The sequence below is a fragment of the Echinicola vietnamensis DSM 17526 genome (assembly GCF_000325705.1).
Taxonomy (GTDB): domain Bacteria; phylum Bacteroidota; class Bacteroidia; order Cytophagales; family Cyclobacteriaceae; genus Echinicola; species Echinicola vietnamensis.
This window is the reverse complement of record NC_019904.1, coordinates 178,863-201,511: the sequence shown is the minus strand read 5'-3', so window position 1 is coordinate 201,511 and position 22,649 is coordinate 178,863. Positions and strand designations below refer to the sequence as shown.

The 22,649-nt window shown below is 44.9% G+C and carries 13 protein-coding genes; 11 read left to right on the top strand and 2 right to left on the bottom strand.

Features of this window, described 5'->3' with window-relative positions:
* The first annotated feature begins 30 nt into the window (after positions 1-30).
* The 10 genes from rsmA to ECHVI_RS00855 all read left to right on the top strand — a co-directional run bounded on the left by rsmA (position 31) and on the right by ECHVI_RS00855 (position 19,496).
* On the top strand, positions 31-813 hold the full coding sequence (rsmA, locus tag ECHVI_RS00900) for a 16S rRNA (adenine(1518)-N(6)/adenine(1519)-N(6))-dimethyltransferase RsmA (RefSeq protein WP_015264048.1): 783 nt from the start codon (positions 31-33) through the stop codon (positions 811-813).
* Positions 801-2,168, top strand: a complete 1,368-nt coding sequence (gene mgtE, locus ECHVI_RS00895) for a magnesium transporter (RefSeq protein ID WP_015264047.1) — start codon at positions 801-803, stop codon at positions 2,166-2,168. Before rsmA ends, mgtE begins: the two co-directional genes overlap by 13 nt.
* 49 nt (positions 2,169-2,217) lie before the next feature.
* Complete coding sequence (locus ECHVI_RS00890; protein WP_015264046.1) at positions 2,218-3,153, top strand: 2-hydroxyacid dehydrogenase; 936 nt, start codon at positions 2,218-2,220, stop codon at positions 3,151-3,153.
* 154 nt (positions 3,154-3,307) lie between these two features.
* The gene (gene greA, locus ECHVI_RS00885; protein WP_015264045.1) at positions 3,308-3,781 is read left to right on the top strand and encodes a transcription elongation factor GreA; all 474 of its coding nucleotides are present in this window, start codon (positions 3,308-3,310) and stop codon (positions 3,779-3,781) included.
* A 50-nt stretch (positions 3,782-3,831) separates the two neighbouring features.
* Entirely contained in the window at positions 3,832-4,227 is a 396-nt protein-coding gene (locus ECHVI_RS00880) for an HIT family protein (RefSeq protein ID WP_015264044.1), read from the top strand.
* Positions 4,228-4,692: 465 nt separating this feature from the next.
* Complete coding sequence (locus ECHVI_RS00875; RefSeq protein ID WP_015264043.1) at positions 4,693-5,661, top strand: PorP/SprF family type IX secretion system membrane protein; 969 nt, start codon at positions 4,693-4,695, stop codon at positions 5,659-5,661.
* A gap of 2 nt (positions 5,662-5,663) precedes the next feature.
* Complete coding sequence (locus ECHVI_RS00870) at positions 5,664-7,988, top strand: OmpA family protein (RefSeq protein ID WP_015264042.1); 2,325 nt, start codon at positions 5,664-5,666, stop codon at positions 7,986-7,988.
* A complete protein-coding gene (locus tag ECHVI_RS00865; protein ID WP_015264041.1) occupies positions 7,985-9,586 on the top strand; it encodes a T9SS type B sorting domain-containing protein in 1,602 nt (533 codons plus the stop codon). The genes ECHVI_RS00870 and ECHVI_RS00865 overlap by 4 nt, the downstream gene beginning before the upstream one ends.
* A gap of 29 nt (positions 9,587-9,615) precedes the next feature.
* Positions 9,616-15,456 carry a beta strand repeat-containing protein gene (locus ECHVI_RS00860; protein ID WP_015264040.1) on the top strand — a complete coding sequence of 1,947 codons (5,841 nt, stop codon included), beginning with the start codon at positions 9,616-9,618 and terminating at the stop codon, positions 15,454-15,456.
* 26 nt (positions 15,457-15,482) lie between these two features.
* Positions 15,483-19,496 carry a hypothetical protein gene (locus ECHVI_RS00855; protein WP_015264039.1) on the top strand — a complete coding sequence of 1,338 codons (4,014 nt, stop codon included), beginning with the start codon at positions 15,483-15,485 and terminating at the stop codon, positions 19,494-19,496.
* A gap of 106 nt (positions 19,497-19,602) precedes the next feature.
* Here the strand turns inward: ECHVI_RS00855 and ECHVI_RS00850 are convergent, their stop codons facing one another.
* Positions 19,603-19,977 (bottom strand): hypothetical protein, encoded by a 375-nt coding sequence (locus tag ECHVI_RS00850; protein WP_015264038.1) that lies wholly within the window; start codon positions 19,975-19,977, stop codon positions 19,603-19,605.
* A gap of 85 nt (positions 19,978-20,062) precedes the next feature.
* Positions 20,063-21,466, bottom strand: coding sequence for a 23S rRNA (uracil(1939)-C(5))-methyltransferase RlmD (gene rlmD, locus ECHVI_RS00845; protein WP_015264037.1), 1,404 nt, complete (start codon positions 21,464-21,466; stop codon positions 20,063-20,065).
* 369 nt (positions 21,467-21,835) lie between these two features.
* Between rlmD and ECHVI_RS00840 the strand changes: the two genes are divergently transcribed.
* Positions 21,836-22,648, top strand: coding sequence for an SDR family oxidoreductase (locus tag ECHVI_RS00840; RefSeq protein WP_015264036.1), 813 nt, complete (start codon positions 21,836-21,838; stop codon positions 22,646-22,648).
* The last annotated feature ends 1 nt before the right edge of the window (position 22,649 follow it).

Genomic DNA, 22,649 nt, shown 5'->3' with positions numbered 1-22,649 from the left:
ATTTAGTATAATTTTATCAGACAAATAAAGATGGAGAAGGTCAGAGCGAAAAAGCACCTCGGACAACACTTCCTGAAGGACCTTGGGATTGCTGAAAAGATTGCCTTGTCAGTGACGGGTCACATGGGAGTCAAGAAGGTATTGGAAATAGGGCCTGGGATGGGGGTGTTGACCGACTTCTTGCTTCAGGGGGATTGGGAACTGTTTTTAGTGGACATCGACAAAGAATCAATAGCCTATCTGCACCAAAAATATCCGCAGTTAAGTGAGCATATTATCGATGCCGATTTTCTAAAATATGATTTTGGAAAGGTTATTGAAGGTGACTATATCGTAGCTGGTAATTTCCCGTATAATATTTCGTCCCAGATATTTTTTAAAATTCTGGAGGTACGGAATAAAGTACCCGAAGTGGTTTGCATGCTCCAGAAGGAGGTCGCTCAGCGCATAGCCTCTCCACACGGAAATAAGGAATATGGTATCCTGAGCGTGCTTTTGCAAGCCTTTTATGACATAGAATATTTATTTACGGTTCCGCCTACCGTCTTTGATCCCCCTCCAAAAGTAAACAGTGGAGTGATCAGGCTCAAGAGAAATGCGGTTCAAACGCTGGAATGTAATGAGAAGTTGTTTTTCAGGGTGGTCAAGCAAGGCTTTAGCACCAGAAGAAAGACGCTTCGAAACGCCCTTAAGTCCATGGGGCTTTCAGAGGAGATGAAAAATGATCCCATTCTGGATAAGCGTGCAGAACAGTTAGATGTCCCAGCTTTCATATCGCTAACCAATAAACTGGAATTGTCTTGGAAAAAATAAGAGAATTTGAGCTCTCGCGAGAGTATCTGGAATCCTTAAAAGTAAGTATTGAGGAAGAGAATATCAGTGGTATCCGTGAATCCTTGGAAGGCACTAATGAAGCCGATGTCGCTTCACTGCTGGATGAGTTGGAGATGGAGGAGGTGCTTTATGTGCTAAGGGTGCTAGAGCATGAGTTTGCCGCTGACGTCCTTATCGAACTGGATGAAGAATCTCAGTTTAAGTTGGTTCAAGAAATGGAATCTGAAGAACTGGCGTTGCTGCTGGATTCCATGGAGTCCGATGATGCGGTGGATATTCTCCACCAATTGGTAGTGAAAGACCGGGAAGATGTCATCAGCCACTTGCAAGAAAAAGAGAAGGCGGGGCATATCATGGAGCTCTTGCGGTATGAAGAAGGCAGTGCGGGGGCGTTGATGGCCAAGGAGTTTATCAAGGCCAACCTGAACTGGACCGTAGTGCAGACCATAGATGAGATCCGGAGACAGGCGGAGAATGTTGAGAAAATTTATTCCATTTATGTAGTAGATAACAAGGAGAGCCTTTTGGGAAGGGTAGCGCTGAAGAAAATCATCCTTGGATCTGCCAATACCAAAATCAAGGATATTTTCGAAGAGGATATCATATCCGTGCCCACGTACATGGACGAAGAAGAAATAGCGGAGATCATGCGTAAGTATGACTTGGAAGCACTTCCGGTGGTCAATGCCAAAAACAAACTGGTGGGAAGAATTACGGTGGATGACGTTTTGGACGTGATTCGGGAGCAGGCGGAAGAAGACATGCAGGCCATGACAGGTATTTCCGATGACGTGGAGGAGTCAGATTCCGTGTTTCGCCTTTCCAAGGCCAGACTGCCTTGGTTGCTGATCGGTATTTTTGGAGGGCTGATGGGGGCCAGGATCATTGGGGTATTTAATGATGGGCTGAGCAAATACATCCAGTTGGCTTCTTTCATTCCGCTGATCACTGCGACAGGGGGGAATGTAGGCATCCAATCCTCTTCCCTTGTGGTGCAATCGCTTGCGGCAAAGTCGGTATTTGCGGAGAGTATTGGAAAGCGATTTGCAAAAGTGCTGCTAGTGGCGATGCTGAATGGGATTGTATTGGGTGCGGTAGTGTTTGGAACGGTGGTGTTTGTCTACGGCAATGAGGTGAAGTTTGGGATAGTGGTAGGCTTTGCCCTGTTCAGCGTGGTGCTTTTGGCGTCGTTCATGGGGACGGTTACCCCGATCGTGCTGGATAAGTTTGGAATAAATCCTGCCATGGCTTCCGGTCCTTTTATTACCACCGCAAATGACCTTTTGGGCTTGGCGGTTTATTTTTTGGTGGCCATGATGCTGCTAAACTTGTAAAAAACAACAATAGAAGCTTGGCCTGGCCGGGTTTTTAATAAAAACTTAGATGAATATACTGATAATTGATGAGATGCATTCCAGTATTATACCGCTACTGGAAGAGAAAGGGTTCAAGGTAAATTATAGCCCAAAGATCACCCGAGAGGAAATAGAGGCGATCATAGCCGATTATGAAGGATTGATCATCCGATCCAAGACCCCCATGGACAAGCCATTGTTGGAAAAGGCCAAAAAGCTGAAATTCATTGGAAGGGCAGGAGCGGGATTGGACAAGATAGATTTGGATTTCATCCAGAAGCAGGGCATAAAGCTGTTTCATGCGCCAGAGGGGAATCGTGATGCCGTAGGAGAACATGCCGTAGCGATGCTGTTAATGCTCTTCAATAACCTTAAGAAAGCGGACAGTGAAGTGCGCCAAGGAGTATGGGACAGGGAAGGCAATAGAGGCGAAGAACTTCAGGGAAAAACCGTAGGGATTTTTGGTTATGGTAATATGGGAAAAGCATTTGCGCGAAGGCTGAGCGGATTTGGGGTCAAGGTGGTGGCTTACGACAAGTATTTGGATAAATACAGCGATGAATATGCCGCTCAGGTTACCTTTGACCAATTGCAGCAACAGGCAGATGTCCTCAGCATCCATGTCCCCCTCACTGAAGAGACGAGAAATTTTTTCACGGAAGAAGTGCTGGCCGGTTTTAGCAAGCCATTTTACCTGATCAATACCGCGAGAGGAGAAGTAATCAGTATGGAAACCTTGAATGCTGCCTTGGAAAAGGGCATTCTGAAAGGCGCCTTGCTGGATGTACTCGAAAATGAAAAGCTTCACACGCTGAACGATGTCCAAAAAACGGCATTTGAGAAGTTGTCAGTGAGGGATGATGTTTTGTTTTCTCCGCATATTGCAGGTTGGACATTCCAGTCTTATAAAAAGATCAATGAGGTATTGGTAAGCAAGATTTCGGAAGCGTTTTTGGTGAAATAGAGTAGTTTGGCCTATAAATCCAAAGGGTAAAATTGCTTTGTCGTCAATATATGCTTATATTTGCGCTATACACAACATACAAGTGGGAAAAAGAAACGGTCTTCAGAAATGAGACCGTTCTTTTATTTTTCACACTTTGAGAAATTTAAAGACTATGGGACAAGTACAATATTATACTGAAGAAGGACTGAAAAAATTGAAGGATGAGCTTCAGGAACTGAAGACCAAAGGACGTCAGGATATTGCCAAGCAGATTGCTGAGGCAAGGGATAAGGGAGACTTGAGTGAGAATGCAGAGTATGACGCTGCCAAGGATGCTCAGGGACTTCTTGAGTTGAAGATAGCCAAGCTGGAAGGCGTTATTGGCAATGCCCGGGTACTGGACAATTCCAAAATGGACACGTCCAAAGTAGGGATTCTCTGTACGGTGAAAATAAAAAATGTTAAAAATGGCATGACCGTCGCTTATACTTTGGTATCGGAGGAAGAAGCCGATCTCAAAGCCAATAAGATTTCGTTGGCATCTCCTTTTGGAAAAGGGCTCTTGGGCAAGAAAGTTGGTGAGATTGCCCAGATAAATGCTCCCGCTGGTGTAGTGGAGTTTGAAGTACTCGATATTACCTACTAAAAAAGCACAATCCCGATGGTATTCCATACGGGATTTTTTATTTTTATCCCATGGCAAGTATTTTTACAAAAATCATAAATAGAGAGATTCCGGGTCATATTGTGGCCGAGGATGACGATTTCATCGCATTTCTAGACATCATGCCTTTAGTAAAAGGGCATGTGTTGGTGGTACCTAAGAGAGAAGTAGATTACATCTTTGACCTGGAGGATCAGGAATTGGCAGGGCTGCATGTTTTTGCGAAGAAGGTGGCCAAAGCCATCGATCAGTCCGTCAAGTGTACACGTGTTGGGGTAGCGGTTATAGGACTTGAAGTGCCGCATGTGCATGTGCATTTGGTGCCACTCAACACGATGGATGATATCAATTTTACCCGGCCTAAGCTTAAACTTGGCGAGGATGAAATGAAAACAATAGCAGCCAATATCAAAGATAAGTTGGTGTAAATAAGTTGATTATTGCTCCTGTCGAGGAGTGATTTTGAATAAGGCGATGGATTTGGATCTGTCGCCTTTTATTTTTGATAAAAACAAGTGAAAGTATTAATATTTTTATGTTTAATATTTTATCTCAAAGCTTGCTTATTTTATTTTTGATTTACATAATTTTTGTATAAATATTTAATAACTATTAGATAATAATTGATTTTTAATGGTAATATATTGGATTTATTTACTTTTGAGTAGCCATGAGTAGGGTGAGTTTTTAAGTTTGCGTATATGTGCGTATCTATTTTTTACCATTAGTGATAAATTATCTGTTCATTTGAATAATCGACATTAAAATGTATTTGATCGGTTGATAATACCTGCTGAATGTCAAGATCTACGTTTTAAATCTGAAGGAATAGGTGAATTTCCGAGTGATTTAGTTTGATATAAGCCGGTAAGTAAAAAAAATGAACTTTACCAATGGGAAATGTAATAAAATTTATGTTGTGGGTTGTGGTGGTTTTTACCAGTGTAAAAACCCATGCCCAACAGCTTCCCCAATTTAGTCAGTATATATTCAATGGACTTCATATCAATCCAGGATATGCAGGCTATAAAGAGGAAGGATATATCCAGGCCACTTATCGTTCGCAGTGGGTGAATTTTCCGGGTGCGCCCCGGACACTTTCGGCCTCTGCCGACTTTAGTGCGAACGAGGGTACTATGGGTTTTGGTGTTTCTTTTTTGAGGGATCAGTTAGGGCCTTCACGGACGACGGGTGCTTTGTTGACTTATGCTTATCGCATTCAAACGGGATTTGATTCCTTTCTTGGACTTGGCGTAAGCGCCGGCATTTCAGATTATCGACTGGACTATGATATGTTGGAGGCGATAGATCCGGATGATCGGACGCTAGGAGAAGGGGTTGTCAATGTAAAAGAGCCTAATGTAAATGTAGGGATCTTTTATAATACGGCTAATTTTTATGCCGGAATCAGTGCCTTTAATGTGGTGGGAAATAAGGCCTTTGAAAATCAAGGAATAGTAAGGGGCTATCATGATTTTCACTATTACCTCACTGCCGGGGCATTGCTGCCCATGTCGGATAATGTATCCTTCAAGCCTTCATTTTTAGTGAAAGAGGTAAAGGGTGCTCCTACTAGTTTCGACCTGAATGCGCTGTTCCTTTTCTATGAGCGGTTATGGGTTGGTGGCTCATACCGAAGCAATACTAAATTTTGGAAAGACAACCTGCAAGAAAATCTCAGTAACAGGAATGCCTTGGCCTTTATTCTTGAGGTGTTCGCTACAGAGGACATCCGTGTAGGGTATGCCTACGATCATAGCATCAATGTTCTGAACAATAGAAGGAACAATTCCCACGAGTTGTCATTAGGATATTACCTGTCCCCTAAAAGGGTACGAATGAGGAATCAAAGGTGGTTTTAGTCATGAAAAGAGCAATAACGATACTTACAATACTGATACTGGTGGGTGCTGCAAGGGGCGTGGAAGCCCAAGAGGCTTTGATCCGGTATGCTGATGATCAACAGCAACAAATGAACTATAGGATAGCTGCTGAAATATATACCAAGGCCTTTGAGAAAAAGTCCTCGTATCGTTCTGCTAGGAATGCTGCTTTCTGTTATACCAAAAATAACGAGTATGACGAGGCAGTCCAATGGTGGAAAGAAGCGATAGCCTTTAGCGATGAGGTGAGCGACAGTGACGTGAAGTTTCTTCTGGAAGCAGGACATGCGGTGGGCAAGGATAAAGAGGTAAGGGACTTTTTGGAGGATCAAGGTATTCCAAAAAAGCACATTAAAGAATACTATAGCATTATGGAGGCCGATGGAGAGAAAGCGGTAAATCGCCTAAAGCTTCTGGATAAGATCAATTCCACTGCGGCTGATTTTATGTTGGCAAAAGACCCCTACGGGAATAAGTATTTTGTTTCCGATCGAGGGGACAGCATTGGAGAGGTCCAGGTAAAGAAGCTACGATTTGACGCAAAGGATAAAATATATGATGAGAAGATCTATGAATGGACAGGACGCGGTTATCTAAAGATCTACCGTCAAGATAAGGAGGGCAATATTAGGATGATCAACATGCGTGGGAGTGACTTTATGCATGTGAGCGATCCTAGTTTTGTAAAGGTGGAGGATACGGACTACGTGTTTTTTTCGGTCACCAGAGATTTAAGAAAAGAACGTAAAAACCGGGATTTTGAAATACAGCCTGAATTGTACTATGGGACACTTAATGAGGAAGGCAGTCTTGAATATGTTTATCCCTATCCAAGGAATTTGCCTCTTTCATATGGACTGATCACTCCATATGCAGATGCCAAGAGCCAGCGGCTATACTTTGCCTCAAACATGGAAGGTGGCCATGGCGGATATGATCTCTATTATGTCAATTACTATAAAGACGGTGACCGACTGATCTTTTCCGCCCCCGCCAACTTGGGAGAGCGTATAAACACTGCTGAAAATGAAAGGGATCCATTTGTCCATCAAGGCAAGTTATACTTTGCTTCAGAGGGACATTCCTCTTATGGAGAATTGGATGTTTTCTTTGCTGAGATGCTCGAAGGGGGTGTTTTGGGGGCAGCTGTCAATATGGGGCCACTTATCAATTCAGGCAGTGATGACTTTGCCTATCGAAGGTATGGTGATGATGAAATCTACCTGAGTTCCAACCGTAAAGGAAAGGAAGGGCTGGACGATATCTATCAATTTTTGCCTGCTCAAAGAAGGCTCTTGGCAAAGGTGATGGACTGTAAGGGAGACACCCTGTCTGACATTCAGTTTTCGCTTAAGCAAATCGATGGAGAGGCTGTAGAAGTGGATAAAAGGGTGAAAGGAAACTATTGGGCGGATCTCTCAGCAGAAAGTCAATATGAAGTAAAGGTAGAGAAGGAAGGTTATTTTCCTGTATTGGACCGGGAGATCTCCAGTGTGGGAATGGATTCAGGTACCATCAGACGAGAATACCGGTTGGCGCGGATTCCGACCAGAGATTTGGCCATTACGGAGATCATTTACTATGACCTTGACAAAAGCCTGATCAGACGGTCGGAAAACGAAATATTGGATGATGTGGCGGAGTTGATGATACAATATCCCCAATTGGAACTCCACGTTTCTTCCCATACCGACGCAAGGGCATCACATCAGTACAATCAGCGGCTAAGTGAAGACCGGGCCAAGTCGGTGGTCAATTATTTAGGGAAAAAGGGAATAGATCCCTCTAGGATTCAGCCGGCATGGTTTGGTGAAGAGCAATTGGCCATTGATTGTCCAGATGGGAAGGTTTGTAGCGAGGATCAGCACCAATTGAATAGAAGGAGTGAATTGTTGCTCCATGTTTCGGTAAAGCAGTGGGCTGCGTCTTTGGCTGAATATGAGGATTACTGCTCACTGACAGGTTCATTAGATGAATTGTTTCGGAAGGCAGGAGCCGACCAGCTCAGATTTGGGTTAGGCCAGTCCCAGCTTGACATAGAGCAGAAAATGGCATTGGAAAGACTTCGACTATTCCTCTTGCAGAACAAGGCTGTCAAGGTGCAGTTTATTGGAGCTTTAGGTAAGAAGGATTTTGATGACCGAGTAGCGATGGTGACGGATTACTTGCATTCTAGAGGCATTCAGAAAAATAGGTTAACCCAAGAGCGATTTGATACTGTCGATGCGCTTGAATCAAGAAAAGAGAAGGCTACGATAGCCGGTGTATTGGGGGAATTTAGACAGATAATTATAGAGTTGAAATGATATCATATAGAATAGAAATAAAGGTTTTTACCCAGCAATTGCTATTGCTGATGATCTTGGCAGTTGGCATGGTCCAAGCCCAAACGGTGAACCTGGGAGAAATGACCATCACGGAGGGTACCACGGTGTCGACCTTGTTTGCATTTGAAAATGAGGCCACAGGGAGACTGGTAAATGATGGGGATTTTTATGTTTACTCTCATTTTAAAAATGACGGTACAGCAACTTATGCAGGAAACCCCAATGCAGGGATGACCCGATTTGTGGGTGAGACAGGTGTGCAGCAAATAGCAGGAACCCAAATTGCTGAACTTAATCATGTGGTTTTTGATAATAAGTCTTCTCAATATCCATTTTTATTGGAAGGGATAGTAAGCATTGCCGGAAGAGGGGATTTTATAAATGGTGTCATAGAGGCAAAAGATGATGATGGCATGATCATTTTTAAGGAAGGAGCTGTACATGAGCAGACCTCTGATAGAAGCCATGTGGATGGATTTGTCCAAAAGCAAGGTAGTAAGAGGTTTATATTCCCTGTTGGGGATGGTGGGTATTATCGATTTGATGGAGTGTCTTCTTTAGAAACTGAAAGGGCTGTTTATAATACCAGGTATTTTTATGAGGATCCTGATCCGATTTTCCCGCGAGACAATAAGGAAGCCGGTATATCGGCCATTGATGATTCGGAATATTGGGTCATAAAGCAGGTAGAAGGAGACGGGATGGTGAATTTGACGTTGTCGTGGCGAGATGTGACCACTCCTGCTTTTATTCTTGGGGAGTCCAACAAAAAGATTCAGATAGCCCAATGGGATGTTGCGAAAAATGCTTGGATAAACTTAGGTGGTGAAGTGGATCCTGTAAAACAAACGGTAACTGCAGCAGCTGAGGTGGAAGCAACCAGCGCGTTTACTTTTGCATTGGTCCAAGGAAGTTTGACGGATTTGAGCATTGCCAAGACTTCATTTGAAAAAATGGTCTGGGAAGGTGATGATTTGGAATATGAGATCAGGGTTCAAAATAACAGTGAAACTAACGCTACTGATGTGGTAGTGGTAGACAACCTCCCTCCCGGAACCCATTACAAAGAGATGAAAGTTACCTCGGCGTTCGGTTTACTGGAATATGCTTTTGAGGTAAATGGCCAAACCTTGATGTGGAGTATCCCTAAGTTTTTGGCAGGAGATGAAATGATCATCACTTTGACAGTAGCCACTGGAGAAGAAGGGACTTTAATCAATGCAGTAAAAGTTAATTCCATTGAAGAAGATGCCAATACAGAGGATAATGAAGATGATGATGTTAATAAAGTGCATAAATTCTTTATTCCTAACGTCATTACACCAAATGGGGATAAGGACAATGAAACGTTTCAAATCAAAGGGTTGAATAAATTCAAAGAGAACCAGATCACCATTTTTAACCGGTGGGGTGACCATGTATTTGAAACTGAAAACTACCAGAATGATTGGGAGGCCAAAGGACTAGTAGACGGTACCTATTTCTATGTGCTAGAAGTAGTGCTGGAAAATGGAGAGCAGAAAGAATTTAAAGGATGGATTCAGGTAATCAGGGATCCACTAAATGAAGATAAATAATCAAAGAAACGACATAAAACAATATGAGCATGAAAAATTTACTTTTAGTATTGATTTTCTGCCTAGGGGCAGGATATGCGAGTGCTCAAGTAGGGATTGGGACCGCTACGCCGAATCAATCTGCCCAATTGGAAGTGTTGGCAGCAGACAAAGGGGTGTTGATTCCAAGGATTGCCCTGACGAGTACTGTTGATAAAGAAACCATAGCTAACGGAAATGTTGAGAGTTTGTTAGTATATAATACTACAAATACCAACCTTATTACACCAGGTTATTACTACTGGTATAACGAAAAATGGAGAAGACTGAGCGCTTCCGGGGATACTACCAATCAAGTCATATATGATCCAGAGACTGATCAGTTTTATTATATCACTGAGGATGGAGATTTGGTAAATATAGAAATCGGTGATTTACTAAACGAAACAATTTCGAGATTGGTCGATAACGGAGACGGTTCATATACCTACACTGATGAGGAGGGGGTAGAAACCATCATCAATGTACCAGAAGCTGTAATCAATGAGTTTACTGAGATTACTCAAAACAACAATGTTTTGAATCAACTGGTAAGTATTGTTCATAAGCATGGTGGGAACGTATATTATGACGGTGATAGCTTTAGTTATACGGATGAAAATGGAGAGAATGTAGAAATCAGTATTGAAGACTTACTGGAAGAGACGGTTACGAGTTTGGTTTCCAACGGTGACGGAACGTACACCTATACGTCAGAAGACAGCACGGTAACGGTTATCAACGTACCGGGGGATGTGGTCAATCAGTTCGAGACGATCATCGAGAACGAGGAAGTGAGGAACGAGATCACCGAGCTGATCAAGAACGTCGGCGGGAACGTGTACTACGACGGAGACGAGCTGACGTATATAACCGAAGAGGGAGACGAAGCGGTGATCAACGTCACGGAGATCGTACAGTCGCACGAGACGGTCACGAGTTTGGTTTCCAACGGTGACGGAACGTACACCTATACGTCAGAAGACAGCACGGTAACGGTTATCAACGTACCGGGAGATGTGGTCAATGAGTTCGAGACGATCATCGAGAACGAGGAAGTGAGGAACGAGATCACCGAGCTGATCAAGAACGTCGGCGGGAACGTGTACTACGACGGAGACGAGCTGACGTATATAACCGAAGAGGGAGACGAAGCGGTGATCAACGTCACGGAGATCGTACAGTCGCACGAGACGGTCACGAGTTTGGTTTCCAACGGTGACGGAACGTACACCTATACGTCAGAGGACAGCACGGTAACGGTTATCAACGTACCGGGAGATGTGGTCAATGAGTTCGAGACAATCATCGAGAACGAGGAAGTGAGGAACGAGATCACCGAACTGATCAAGAACGTCGGCGGGAACGTGTACTACGACGGAGACGAGCTGACGTATATAACCGAAGAGGGAGACGAAGCGGTGATCAACGTCACGGAGATCGTACAGTCGCACGAGACGGTCACGAGTTTGGTTTCCAACGGTGACGGAACGTACACCTATACGTCAGAGGACAGCACGGTAACGGTTATCAACGTACCGGGAGATGTGGTCAATCAGTTCGAGACGATCATCGAGAACGAGGAAGTGAAGAACGAGATCACCGAACTGATCAAGAACGTCGGCGGGAACGTGTACTACGACGGAGACGAGCTGACGTATATAACCGAAGAGGGAGACGAAGCGGTGATCAACGTCACGGAGATCGTACAGTCGCATGAGACAGTTACAAGTTTGGTTTCCAACGGTAACGGAACGTACACCTATACATCAGAGGACAGCACGGTAACGGTTATCAACGTACCGGGAGATGTGGTCAATCAGTTCGAGACGATCATCGAGAACGAGGAAGTGAGGAACGAGATCACCGAACTGATCAAGAACGTCGGCGGGAACGTGTACTACGACGGAGACGAGCTGACGTACATAACCGAAGAGGGAGACGAAGCGGTGATCAACGTCACGGAGATCGTACAATCGCACGAGACGGTTACGAGTTTGGTTGCCAACGGTGACGGTACGTACACCTATACATCAGAGGATGATACAGAAACAATATTCAGTATTACTCAGACTGGCACGGGCAACCCGAACGACAACGGTACGACGGGGGCTGCCGGCGATGTCTACGTTGACGAGAGCACGGGATACGTCTATGCGCATAACGGTACGGAATGGATCGAGGCCGGCGAGAGCAGTCTGACGATCAACGAAGGTGACCCGAACGATAACGGTACGTCCGGCGAGAGCGGTGATGTATATATCGACAACAGCACTGGCGACACGTATGTATACAATGAGACGACAGGAGAGTGGGATAAAAACACCGATACGTTGCTGGTGGAGAACGGCACGGTAACGCATACTGCGGTAGACGGCACGGTGGTGAACTTTGATGTTACGCGCAGCGGCACGGGCAATCCGAACGACAACGGTACGACGGGCGAAGGCGGCGATGTCTACGTTGACGAGAGCACGGGATACATCTATGCGCATAACGGTACGGAATGGATCGAGGCCGGCGAGAGCAGTCTGACGATCAATGAAGGTGACCCGAACGATAACGGTACGTCCGGCGAGAGCGGTGATGTATATATCGACAACAGCACTGGCGACACGTATGTATACAATGAGACGACAGGAGAGTGGGAACAGAACACGGATACGTTGCTGGCGGAGAACGGCACGGTAACGCATACTGCGGTAGACGGCTCGGTAGTGAGCTTTGCTGTCACACAGAGCGGCACGGGCAATCCGAACGGTAACGGCACCCAAGGCGAAGGCGGTGATATCTATGTAGACGAGTCTACGGGAGATATCTACACGTATAATCCTACGACCGATACCTGGGAACAGGCGAGCGGCCTATCCGATATGCTTGAGGTTAACAACGGCACGGTGACGCACACGGCTGTAGACGGCTCGGTAGTGAGCTTCGATGTTACGCGCAGCGGCACGGGCAACCCGAACGACAACGGCACGACGGGCGAAGGCGGAGATGTCTACGTGGACGAGAGCACGGGATATGTCTATGCCCATAACGGTACGGAATGGATCGAGGCCGGCGAGAGCAGTCTGACGATCAACGAAGGTGACCCGAACGATAACGGTACGTCCGGCGAGAGCGGTGATGTGTATATCGACAACAGCACTGGCGACACGTATGTATACAATGAGACGACAGGAGAGTGGGATAAAAACACCGATACGTTGCTGGCGGAGAACGGCACGGTAACACATACTGCGGTAGACGGCTCGGTAGTGAGCTTTGCTGTCACACAGAGCGGCACGGGCAATCCGAACGGTAACGGCACCCAAGGCGAAGGCGGTGATATCTATGTAGACGAGTCTACGGGTGATATCTATACCTTTAACCCAGCGACCAACACTTGGGAACAGGCGAGCGGCCTATCCGATATGCTTGAGGTTAACAACGGCACGGTAACACATACTGCGGTAGACGGCTCGGTAGTGAGCTTTGCTGTCACACAGAGCGGCACGGGCGACCCGAACGGTAATGGTACGACGGGCGAAGGTGGTGATATCTATGTAGACGAGTCTACGGGTGATATCTATACCTTTAACCCAGCGACCAACACTTGGGAACAGGCGAGCGGCCTATCCGATATGCTTGAGGTTAACAACGGTACGGTAACGCACACTGCCGTTGACGGCACGGTGGTGAACTTTGATGTTACGCGCAGCGGCACGGGTAACCCGAACGACAACGGTACGACGGGCTCAGCCGGCGATGTCTATGTTGACAAGAGCACGGGATATGTCTATGCGCATAACGGTACGGAATGGATCGAGGCCGGCGAGAGCAGTCTGACGATCAACGAAGGTGACCCGAACGATAACGGTACGTCCGGCGAGAGCGGTGATGTGTATATCGACAACAGCACTGGCGACACGTATGTATATAACGAGACGACAGGAGAGTGGGATAAAAACACCGATATGCTTGAGTTGAACAACGGCACGGTAACACATACTGCCGTTGACGGCTCGGTGGTGAGCTTCGATGTTACGCGCAGCGGCACGGGTAATCCGAACGACAACGGTACGACGGGCTCAGCCGGCGATGTCTATGTTGACGAGAGCACGGGATACGTCTATGCGCATAACGGTACGGAATGGATCGAGGCCGGCGAGAGCAGTCTGACGATCAACGAAGGTGACCCGAACGATAACGGTACGTCCGGCGAGAGTGGTGATGTGTATATCGACAACAGCACTGGCGACACGTATGTATATAACGAGACGACAGGAGAGTGGGAACAGAACACGGATACGTTGTTGGCGGAGAACGGCACGGTTACACATACTGCCGTTGACGGCTCGGTAGTGAGCTTTGCTGTCACACAGAGCGGCACGGGCAATCCGAACGGTAACGGCACCCAAGGCGAAGGCGGTGACATCTATGTAGACGAGTCTACGGGAGATATCTACACGTATAATCCTACGACCGATACCTGGGAACAGGCGAGCGGCCTATCCGATATGCTTGAGTTGAACAACGGTATGGTAACGCATACTGCGGTAGACGGCTCAGTAGTGAGCTTTGCTGTCACACAGAGCGGTACGGGCAATCCGAACGGTAACGGCACCCAAGGCGAAGGCGGTGACATCTATGTAGACGAGTCTACGGGAGATATCTACACGTATAATCCTACGACCGACACCTGGGAACAGGCGAGCGGCCTATCCGATATGCTTGAGGTTAACAACGGCACGGTTACACATACTGCCGTTGACGGCACGGTGGTGAACTTCGATGTTACGCGCAGCGGCACGGGCAATCCGAACGACAACGGAACGACGGGGGCTGCCGGCGATGTCTACGTGGACGAGGGCACGGGAGACGTCTATGCGCATAACGGCACGGAATGGATCGAGGCCGGCGAGAGCAGTCTGACGATCAACGAAGGTGACCCGAACGATAACGGTACGTCCGGCGAGAGCGGTGATGTGTATATCGACAACAGCACTGGCGACACGTATGTATACAATGAGACGACAGGAGAGTGGGATAAAAACACCGATATACTTGAGTTGAACAACGGCACGGTTACACACACTGCCGTAGACGGTTCAGCGGTGAGCTTCGATGTTACGCGCAGCGGCACGGGCAACCCGAACGACAACGGTACGACGGGCGAAGGCGGTGACATTTATGTGGATGAAACGACGGGCGATGTATACACTTATATCGAAGACCCTGATGGAGATCCTTCAACTGATGATGCTACATGGGTACAAACAAATGTAACGGAGCCTTGGCAAGTAGAAAACACCACGGCAAAGGCACAATCGAATACCGAACATATTTACCAGGTAGGTAATGTTGGAGTAGGAGATTTTTCAGGTGAAGCCATTTCGGCGAAGCTTGATGTAAAGGAAGGTAACGTAAGAATACGTGAGATAAATACAAACACTGGTACGATTGAGGCTGCGGAGACAGGTCAGAAGGACCGTGTAGTGGTAGCAGGTACAGACGGTGTTATAAAATCCCTTAAAGCAACACTGCCAAAATTCTTCTATATGCCTTCGGTACTTATTCCCGTGAATGAAGAGCAGGTGCCTACAGGAGATACTTTTGGGACGGTAGATTTGCACAGTAAGTATATTAGTCAATTTACCAACCCAATGGTAAGCAGTACCGGTGCTTCGGAAGGAATTCCAGTATTGCCTGCAAATGAATTGGAATACCACATTACTTGGTTTGATGAAACCGTTTTTGAGAATGTAGCGGTATCTGAGACAGGTGTGTTGACTTATGAAGTGATTGATGGAGCGGAAGTTAATGAAGGCTCATTTATGAATGTGGTATTCGTGGTTAAAGAGGAGTAATATTCCTTGAACACAAAATCAATGTTATGCATAAAATAAGTTATATATCGATTCTCGTGGTTTGTGCCATATTGGTAGGCTATGTCCCAAAGGATGTTGTCTCGAATAGTGGGGTAAAGGTTGAGAGTGTTCGGAAAAATATCAACAGCGACACTGATTACGATGAAGATGGAGTTTTGAACGACAACGATTTGGATGATGATAATGATGGTATTTTGGATATTGACGAGGGCTTTGTTTGCACGACAAATTCACAAAAAACTGTTTTGAAAGCAATTTCAAATAATATTCCGGCTGAAGGAACCTCCTATTGTGGTGGGTTAAAAAATAGTTATACACATTTTTCAGACGGATATTTGGATACTCAAAATGATATTACAGGTACTTATACATTGAATTATTCTTATTCCGGATTAGATGTATCTAAAGAAGCTATATTTCAACATCGCCTGGTATATTCTAATGTAAATGGTAGTCATGGGGTGGACCAAAATACCTCAAATGTGAGGATTACTTCAAAGATATATGTCAATAATACTTTAGTTAGAACTGCCTCAGTGACAGGCTGGAATTATCACAGTCAACCAAGAGAAAAGGATAATAAGTATTATTATTTTACTCCGAGTACAGCTTCAGGTACAGTGAGAATTGACATTACTTTTGAAAGATTGAATGGATACTGTGATGTTATTCCAGAAGTGTTTTTTGGTGGGAATCTTTCTCAAACAAGTGATCCTATCTGTACATCAATTGATACCGATGGAGATGGGATCCCCGATCATCAGGATTTGGATAGTGATGGTGATGGATGTCCGGATGCTTTGGAGGGGCAAGGTGGATTTACGGCCGCTGATTTGGTTTCATCAGCTTTGGCCGGAGGTAATTCTGGGGCCAATTATACAGGTGTGGCTGGGTCAGTTGTAAGCAACTTAGGTGCTACAGTAGGCTCAAACGGCGTACCCACAAAAGCAGCCAGTGGCCAAGGAAGAGGGACCTCTCGTGAAATTCAGCAAGTGGCTTCCGCCTGTATAGGGTGTAGTACATTGGCTGGAGATGTTACCGATACGGGTGGGGATCCTGTCGGAAATGCGATGATCCGAGTTTATGCAGATTTTGATCAAAATGGAAACATCTCCTCGGGAGATGAGTTGTTAAAAGTAGTCAATGCTGACGCCCAAGGTGCTTATTCGATAAATAAAGGGTATTATATCACCGTAAAGGACGACTTCTCGGGGGATGTTTTTTCTGGCAATAACAATAGCTCAGGAGATTACAATGCATGGTTAGACGCCAGTTGGACTCAAAGCAATAGTGCCAACTCAGGAATATCATCAAACACGAATGGTGACGATAACTTAGAAAGTAGGCATATATACATTCATAATAATACGCAGGTTTATAGGGCAGTTAACTTGTCCAAGTTTAAGACAGCAAATTTGCGGTTTGATTATGATACAGAAAATGACCTTGATGCTACTGATAAGTTTCATGTAGAGCTATCAAAAGATGGTGGAGCCACCTACACTACGGTTTACACCTATACAGATGGAAATGTGGACAATCAGCCCGCTCGAAGCCAGAATATCAATCTAAATGGATATGCAGGTGAGAGCAATGTGATTATTCGTTTTAGAGCAGAAAGTAGTAGCGGAGAATATATATGGCTGGACAATGTCACGATTTATAATGCATTTCCAACAGTATTGTTAAAGCCGGTATACAACGAACCGTATAGGTCCTCCAATCCTGCCACCATTGCTGTTAACCCAAGTACCACCACATGTAGTGGGTTGGATTTTACGCTTTTGGATGCATGTGATGTGGATCCCACTGATACGGATGGAGATGGGGTTTGCGATGCCATAGATATTGATGATGACGATGACGGTGTTTTGGATGAAACGGAAGGACATTTTTGTGGAGAATTAGACCGAAATATCATTATAGGGTATTTAGACTCAGGGGTAGGTAACGATGGTTTAGCGACAGACATGTTACTTAACCTCAAAAATTATGGTGAGTATGGGACATATGACAAGGTGAGGGGAGTCGTTTTGGTGCCATTTAGCTCATCGGCCGAAATCACTGAGGCCAATCTCGAGGCTAATAATATCGATGTTTTCTTTGCAGGATCCTCAACTGCAAATTCTGAAGGTAGCTCAGATAAGCTTTCTTCCTCCACCAATGCAGTGCTAATGAGTTGGGCGGAAAATAATGACAAAGGCTTGTTTGTTTTGCAGAATAATGCAGTGGATTATGGCTATACTTTAACGAACAACGACTTGCCACCTGATGTGCCCAATGGAGAGCTAGGGTATCAAGTATATACCAATGGTTACTGGCCAGTTTCTTCCATTACACAAACAGGAACTGTGAAAATGACCATAAGTTCATCCACGAGAAGTTTTGAGGCGTTGATGGTCGACAGTAAGAGCCGGCCTACATTGGTTAAAGATAACATGATGAAGCTGGTGATATTTCCAGATGCCACCATTTATAATGATGAAGCCAATACGGTTGACCCCAATAAAAACGATGCAACAAAAGTAATTGCAGATACTTGGGCATTTGTTATGGATACTTTCATAGGAGATGGTTGTTCTGAGTTGGATACAAATGGAGACGGAACCCCAAATCACCTTGACCTGGACAGTGACGGTGATGGTTGTTCAGATGCCTTCGAGGCGAATGCCACAGAGGATATTACCCCTAATTTTCAGTTTGATGTACAGAAGGGGACGTCTTCAGATACTAACGGTGATGGCTTGGCTGATGCCGTAGATGAGAATTTAAACGGAATACCTGATTATGTGAGTGCCTATTATCCTGATGCTTTGGATAATACGACATGTACGGACAGTGATGGTGATACGATTGTAGATGCGGTGGACCTTGATGATGATAATGATGGGATTTTGGATGTGGATGAAGGCTTGGTTTGTACAGGGGCAAATCAAGGCGAGTTTAAAATTGGTTATGTTGATACCACCGTCGGGAAAACAGGCCTTATGGAGAATATGTTAACCAATACGGATAATTTTGGCCCTGATGGTGTATACGATAAAATTCCAAATGTAACACTCGTCCCTTATGCGATTAACGATGTGTCCGAGACCCGTTTGATTGAAGATCAGATAGATGTGTTCTATTTAGGATCGAGTACGGAAGGAGATTTTCTCAACCAGACAGGAAGCAATAGCCAGAAACTTCCTTCCACTCTTAATAGCACTGTTAGGGCCTGGGGAGAAAACAACAATAAGTCAGTGCTTGTGGTACAAAACAACGCGATCGACTTTGGTTATAGACTGGTTAATAATAGTGTTAATCCCAATACACCCTATGATGCATTGGGGGAATCCGTTATGACCAATGGGTATTGGCCAGTGAGTACTTTTGACCAGACTGGGTCAGTTCAGTTGACTGCATCATCTGCTACCGAGAGGTACGATGTGGTGATGACGGACAAAAATGGAAAAGCTACTCTGCTATCTAGCAGGACATCGAACATGGTTTTGTTACCGGACGCTACCATCATGAAGGATAATAGTACTCAATCTACTGTTTCTACAGATATATTAAAGGTAGTGGCTAATATTCATGCATACTTGTTTGATATGTTTTTAGCAACTCCCCAGTGTAAGGGGATAGATACGGATGGTGATGGCGTGGCCAATCATCTGGATCTAGACAGTGACGGAGATGGCTGTCCGGACATTAAGGAAGCGGGGATTAGTAATTACCTCTTTAAAAATGACCAGGAGTCATTGATGGTTTCTGGGGAAGTGGTAAACCTTAGCGAAACGGATAGCACTCAAAATACCACTACCACCATTGGGATGTCCCGGATGAATCCTTCAAACGGAGGGGACAATGTGGGGCCTTTTAATGGTTTCCATGATTATCTGGAACAGACCAGTCCGGGAGTGTACGAAAATGCTCCTTACCAACTGGAGCCATATTTGAGTAACGAGGTAAATGCATGTAGGATAAGAAAAATATATACGAATCCGGCTATGCACACACCGCGTAAAGCACAATAAAAGAATTTGGTTAGTTTGATTTAATAATATGCACGCAGCCATCGATACATGGCTGCGTGCATTCCTGAAAATCCCTTTGCCATTTGCGAAGGGATTTTTTTAAGTCCTACTCATTTGGGTATGGGATATACACGAAGTTGGTGAAATCTTGGTCTACTACAAATAAACAGCAATATTCATCGGGATTTTTATAAGCGTTTTTAAAGCCTTCAATGCCTTCATTGTCGATCAATTTACGTTGGATAAATTCATCCAAATAGGTGATGTAATAGTTCCAATCTACCTTAAGGTCTGTATTGCCAATCAAAAGTTGTCCAATGGGTTGATCTGATTTACAAACCGGAAAGATGGGGAAATCAGAAAATTTCCGGGACCTAACTTGATACGACGCTTCTTTCAACGTATCGGCTACTTTTACAAAGTCCTTTGTTATGGTGCCCAAATATTTTCCGTTCAATTCTGGATCATTATCGTCTCTCATGATACTTTTAATTTTAGAAGTTTTTGAAGTGGGGCTGTAGAAGTAAGGTTAGGGCTTATCATGGTATATAACACATTCTTGCTCCCTATTTCAGTGTTAATAATACTACATTTTCCACATGATATGTTTGAGGAAACATGTCTACTGGCTGAACGATATCTACACTATATTTTTCCCCTAAAAGCGCAATGTCCCGTGCTTGTGTAGCAGGGTTGCAGCTGATGTAAACGATTTTAGGTGCGGCTAGTTTTAGTAGCATATTGACTACGTCTTCATGCATTCCCGCTCGAGGAGGGTCAGTGATGATCACATCAGGCGCGGCATGGTCAGCAATGAATTCATCGGTCAGCATGTCCTTCATGTCACCAGCATAAAACTGGGTGTTTTCCAGGCCATTTTCTTTTGCATTAAGTTTGGCATCCTCAATGGCCTCTTCAACATATTCGATGCCGATTACCTGTTTCGCCTTCTTTGCTATGAAGTTCGCGATGGTGCCTGTACCAGTATATAGGTCGTAAACTACTTCATTCCCTTGTAAACTGGCAAATTCTCTGGCGACTTTATATAATTCGTACGCTTGCTTGGAATTGGTCTGGTAAAAGGATTTGGGGCCGATACGGAACTGTAGCCCCTCCATTTCTTCTATGATGTAGTCCCTGCCCATGAAGGTATGAATCTCCTGATCATGGAACGTTTCATTCTTTTTCAGGTTGATGATGTAAAGCAGGGAAGTTATGGAAGGGAAACGCCCCGCAAGAAAATCCATGACTTGCTCAATTTGTTCAGGATGGTTTTCGCCAAATTGGACGATGACCATGGTTTCATCAGTAGTAGTTGTTCTGATGATGAGGTTACGGAGCAGGCCATTTTGCTTGATCATATCAAAAAAGGTCAGGCTGTTTTCAAGGGCAAACTCCCTTAAAGCATTGCGGACCTCATTGGATAGTCCTCCTTGCAGGTAGCAGTGGTCGACATCCACGATTTTATCAAACCGCTTGGGAATGTGAAAGCCTAGGGCATTTCGTTCGAATTCTTCACCCGAATCAATTTGTTCTCTGGTCAGCCATCGGTTGTTGGAGAATGTAAAGTCCAGTTTATTACGATAATACTGAGTGTCTCCCGAACCAATAATAGGCAGGACTTCAGGAATGGGGACTTTGGCTATTCGTTGAAATTGGTCCACTACCTGCTGCCGCTTATAGTTCATTTGAAGGTCGTAGTTGATGTGCTGCCATTTGCATCCGCCACAAACCCCAAAATGGGAGCAAAATGGGGCCACCCGGTCTTTGGAGTATTCATGGATATGGATGGCATCTCCTTCCATGAAGCTGCTTTTTCCTCGCCTGATCCTAACGTCCACTACATCTCCAGGAGCCACATTTTGTACAAACACCACTTTGCCATCATAATGAGCAATACACTTGCCTTCAGAGGCAATCCGTTCTATCGTAAGGTTTTTTAATACCTTGTTTTTCATCTTTCTCGACATAGGCTGCAAAATTAATCATTATATCCGATTTGTGGCAATGCCTCCCAAGCAGTAATCTCAACAGCCTAGGATCAAGATGATGATTATTTGGGCTGGAAGGGCAGCCCTTAGGGTAGCATAAAAAAAAACTGATGAAACAGGTCCATACCTTCTTATGCTGAAGGAGACTGTATAGGGTGAAAATTGCTTGAAATTGGGGAAACAAGCTTGTTTAAATCACATTCTGAACCGTATATGTTTTATGGAGTTTGTAGGGAAATATGGTGTGATAACGAACGATTCGCAGCATTCTTTCTTGGGTTCTTCCTCCTTTTCGATTACCCAATTAGGGTGAAATGATTATATTTAGGCTTAAAGTTTGAAAGAGGAATGAAATTAATTGATAAAGTAGTCGTGGTAACAGGCGCGACATCAGGCATCGGGGAAGCATGTGCGATTGCATTTGGAATGGAAGGGGCCAAGGTGGCCATTACCGGTAGGAGTCAGGTTAAACTGGATAATACCTTGGTAAAGCTACGGAAGGAAGGGATTGATTGCATGGGGCTGTTGGCTGATGCAGGAGTGGAAGAGGATAACCAAAGGATGGCAGATAATGTGGTTGCCCATTTTGGAAAGATTGATATCCTGATCAATAATGCGGGGATTTCCATGCGAGCTTTATTTGAAGAGCTGGATACAGCGGTCTTTCATAAGGTAATGGATACCAATTTCTGGGGAACTGTGTATGCTACTAAGTACTGTTTGCCCGAGATATTAAAGCAAGAAGGGTCGGTTATTGGGATTTCATCGATCAATGGTTATCGAGGCACGCCCGCCAGAACTGCTTATACCGCTAGTAAATACGCAATGAATGGTTTTTTGGAATCCCTGCGCACGGAGGTGATGAAAAGGGGCGTTCATGTGTTGGTAGCCTGTCCGGGGTTTACGGCTTCCAATATCAGAAATAATGCCCTTACTGCAGCAGGGAATTCCCAAGGGGAATCTCCCAGAAATGAAGATGATATGATGACCGCCAAGGAAGTGGCCGATCACATTCTCAAGGCCACCATTAAGAAAAAAAGGGATTTGGTATTGACCAGCGAGGGGAAACTGGCGGTGTTTTTGAACAAATGGATTCCAGGAATAATGGACGGTATTGTATATAACCACATGGCAAAGGAAAAGGATTCTCCATTTAAATAGG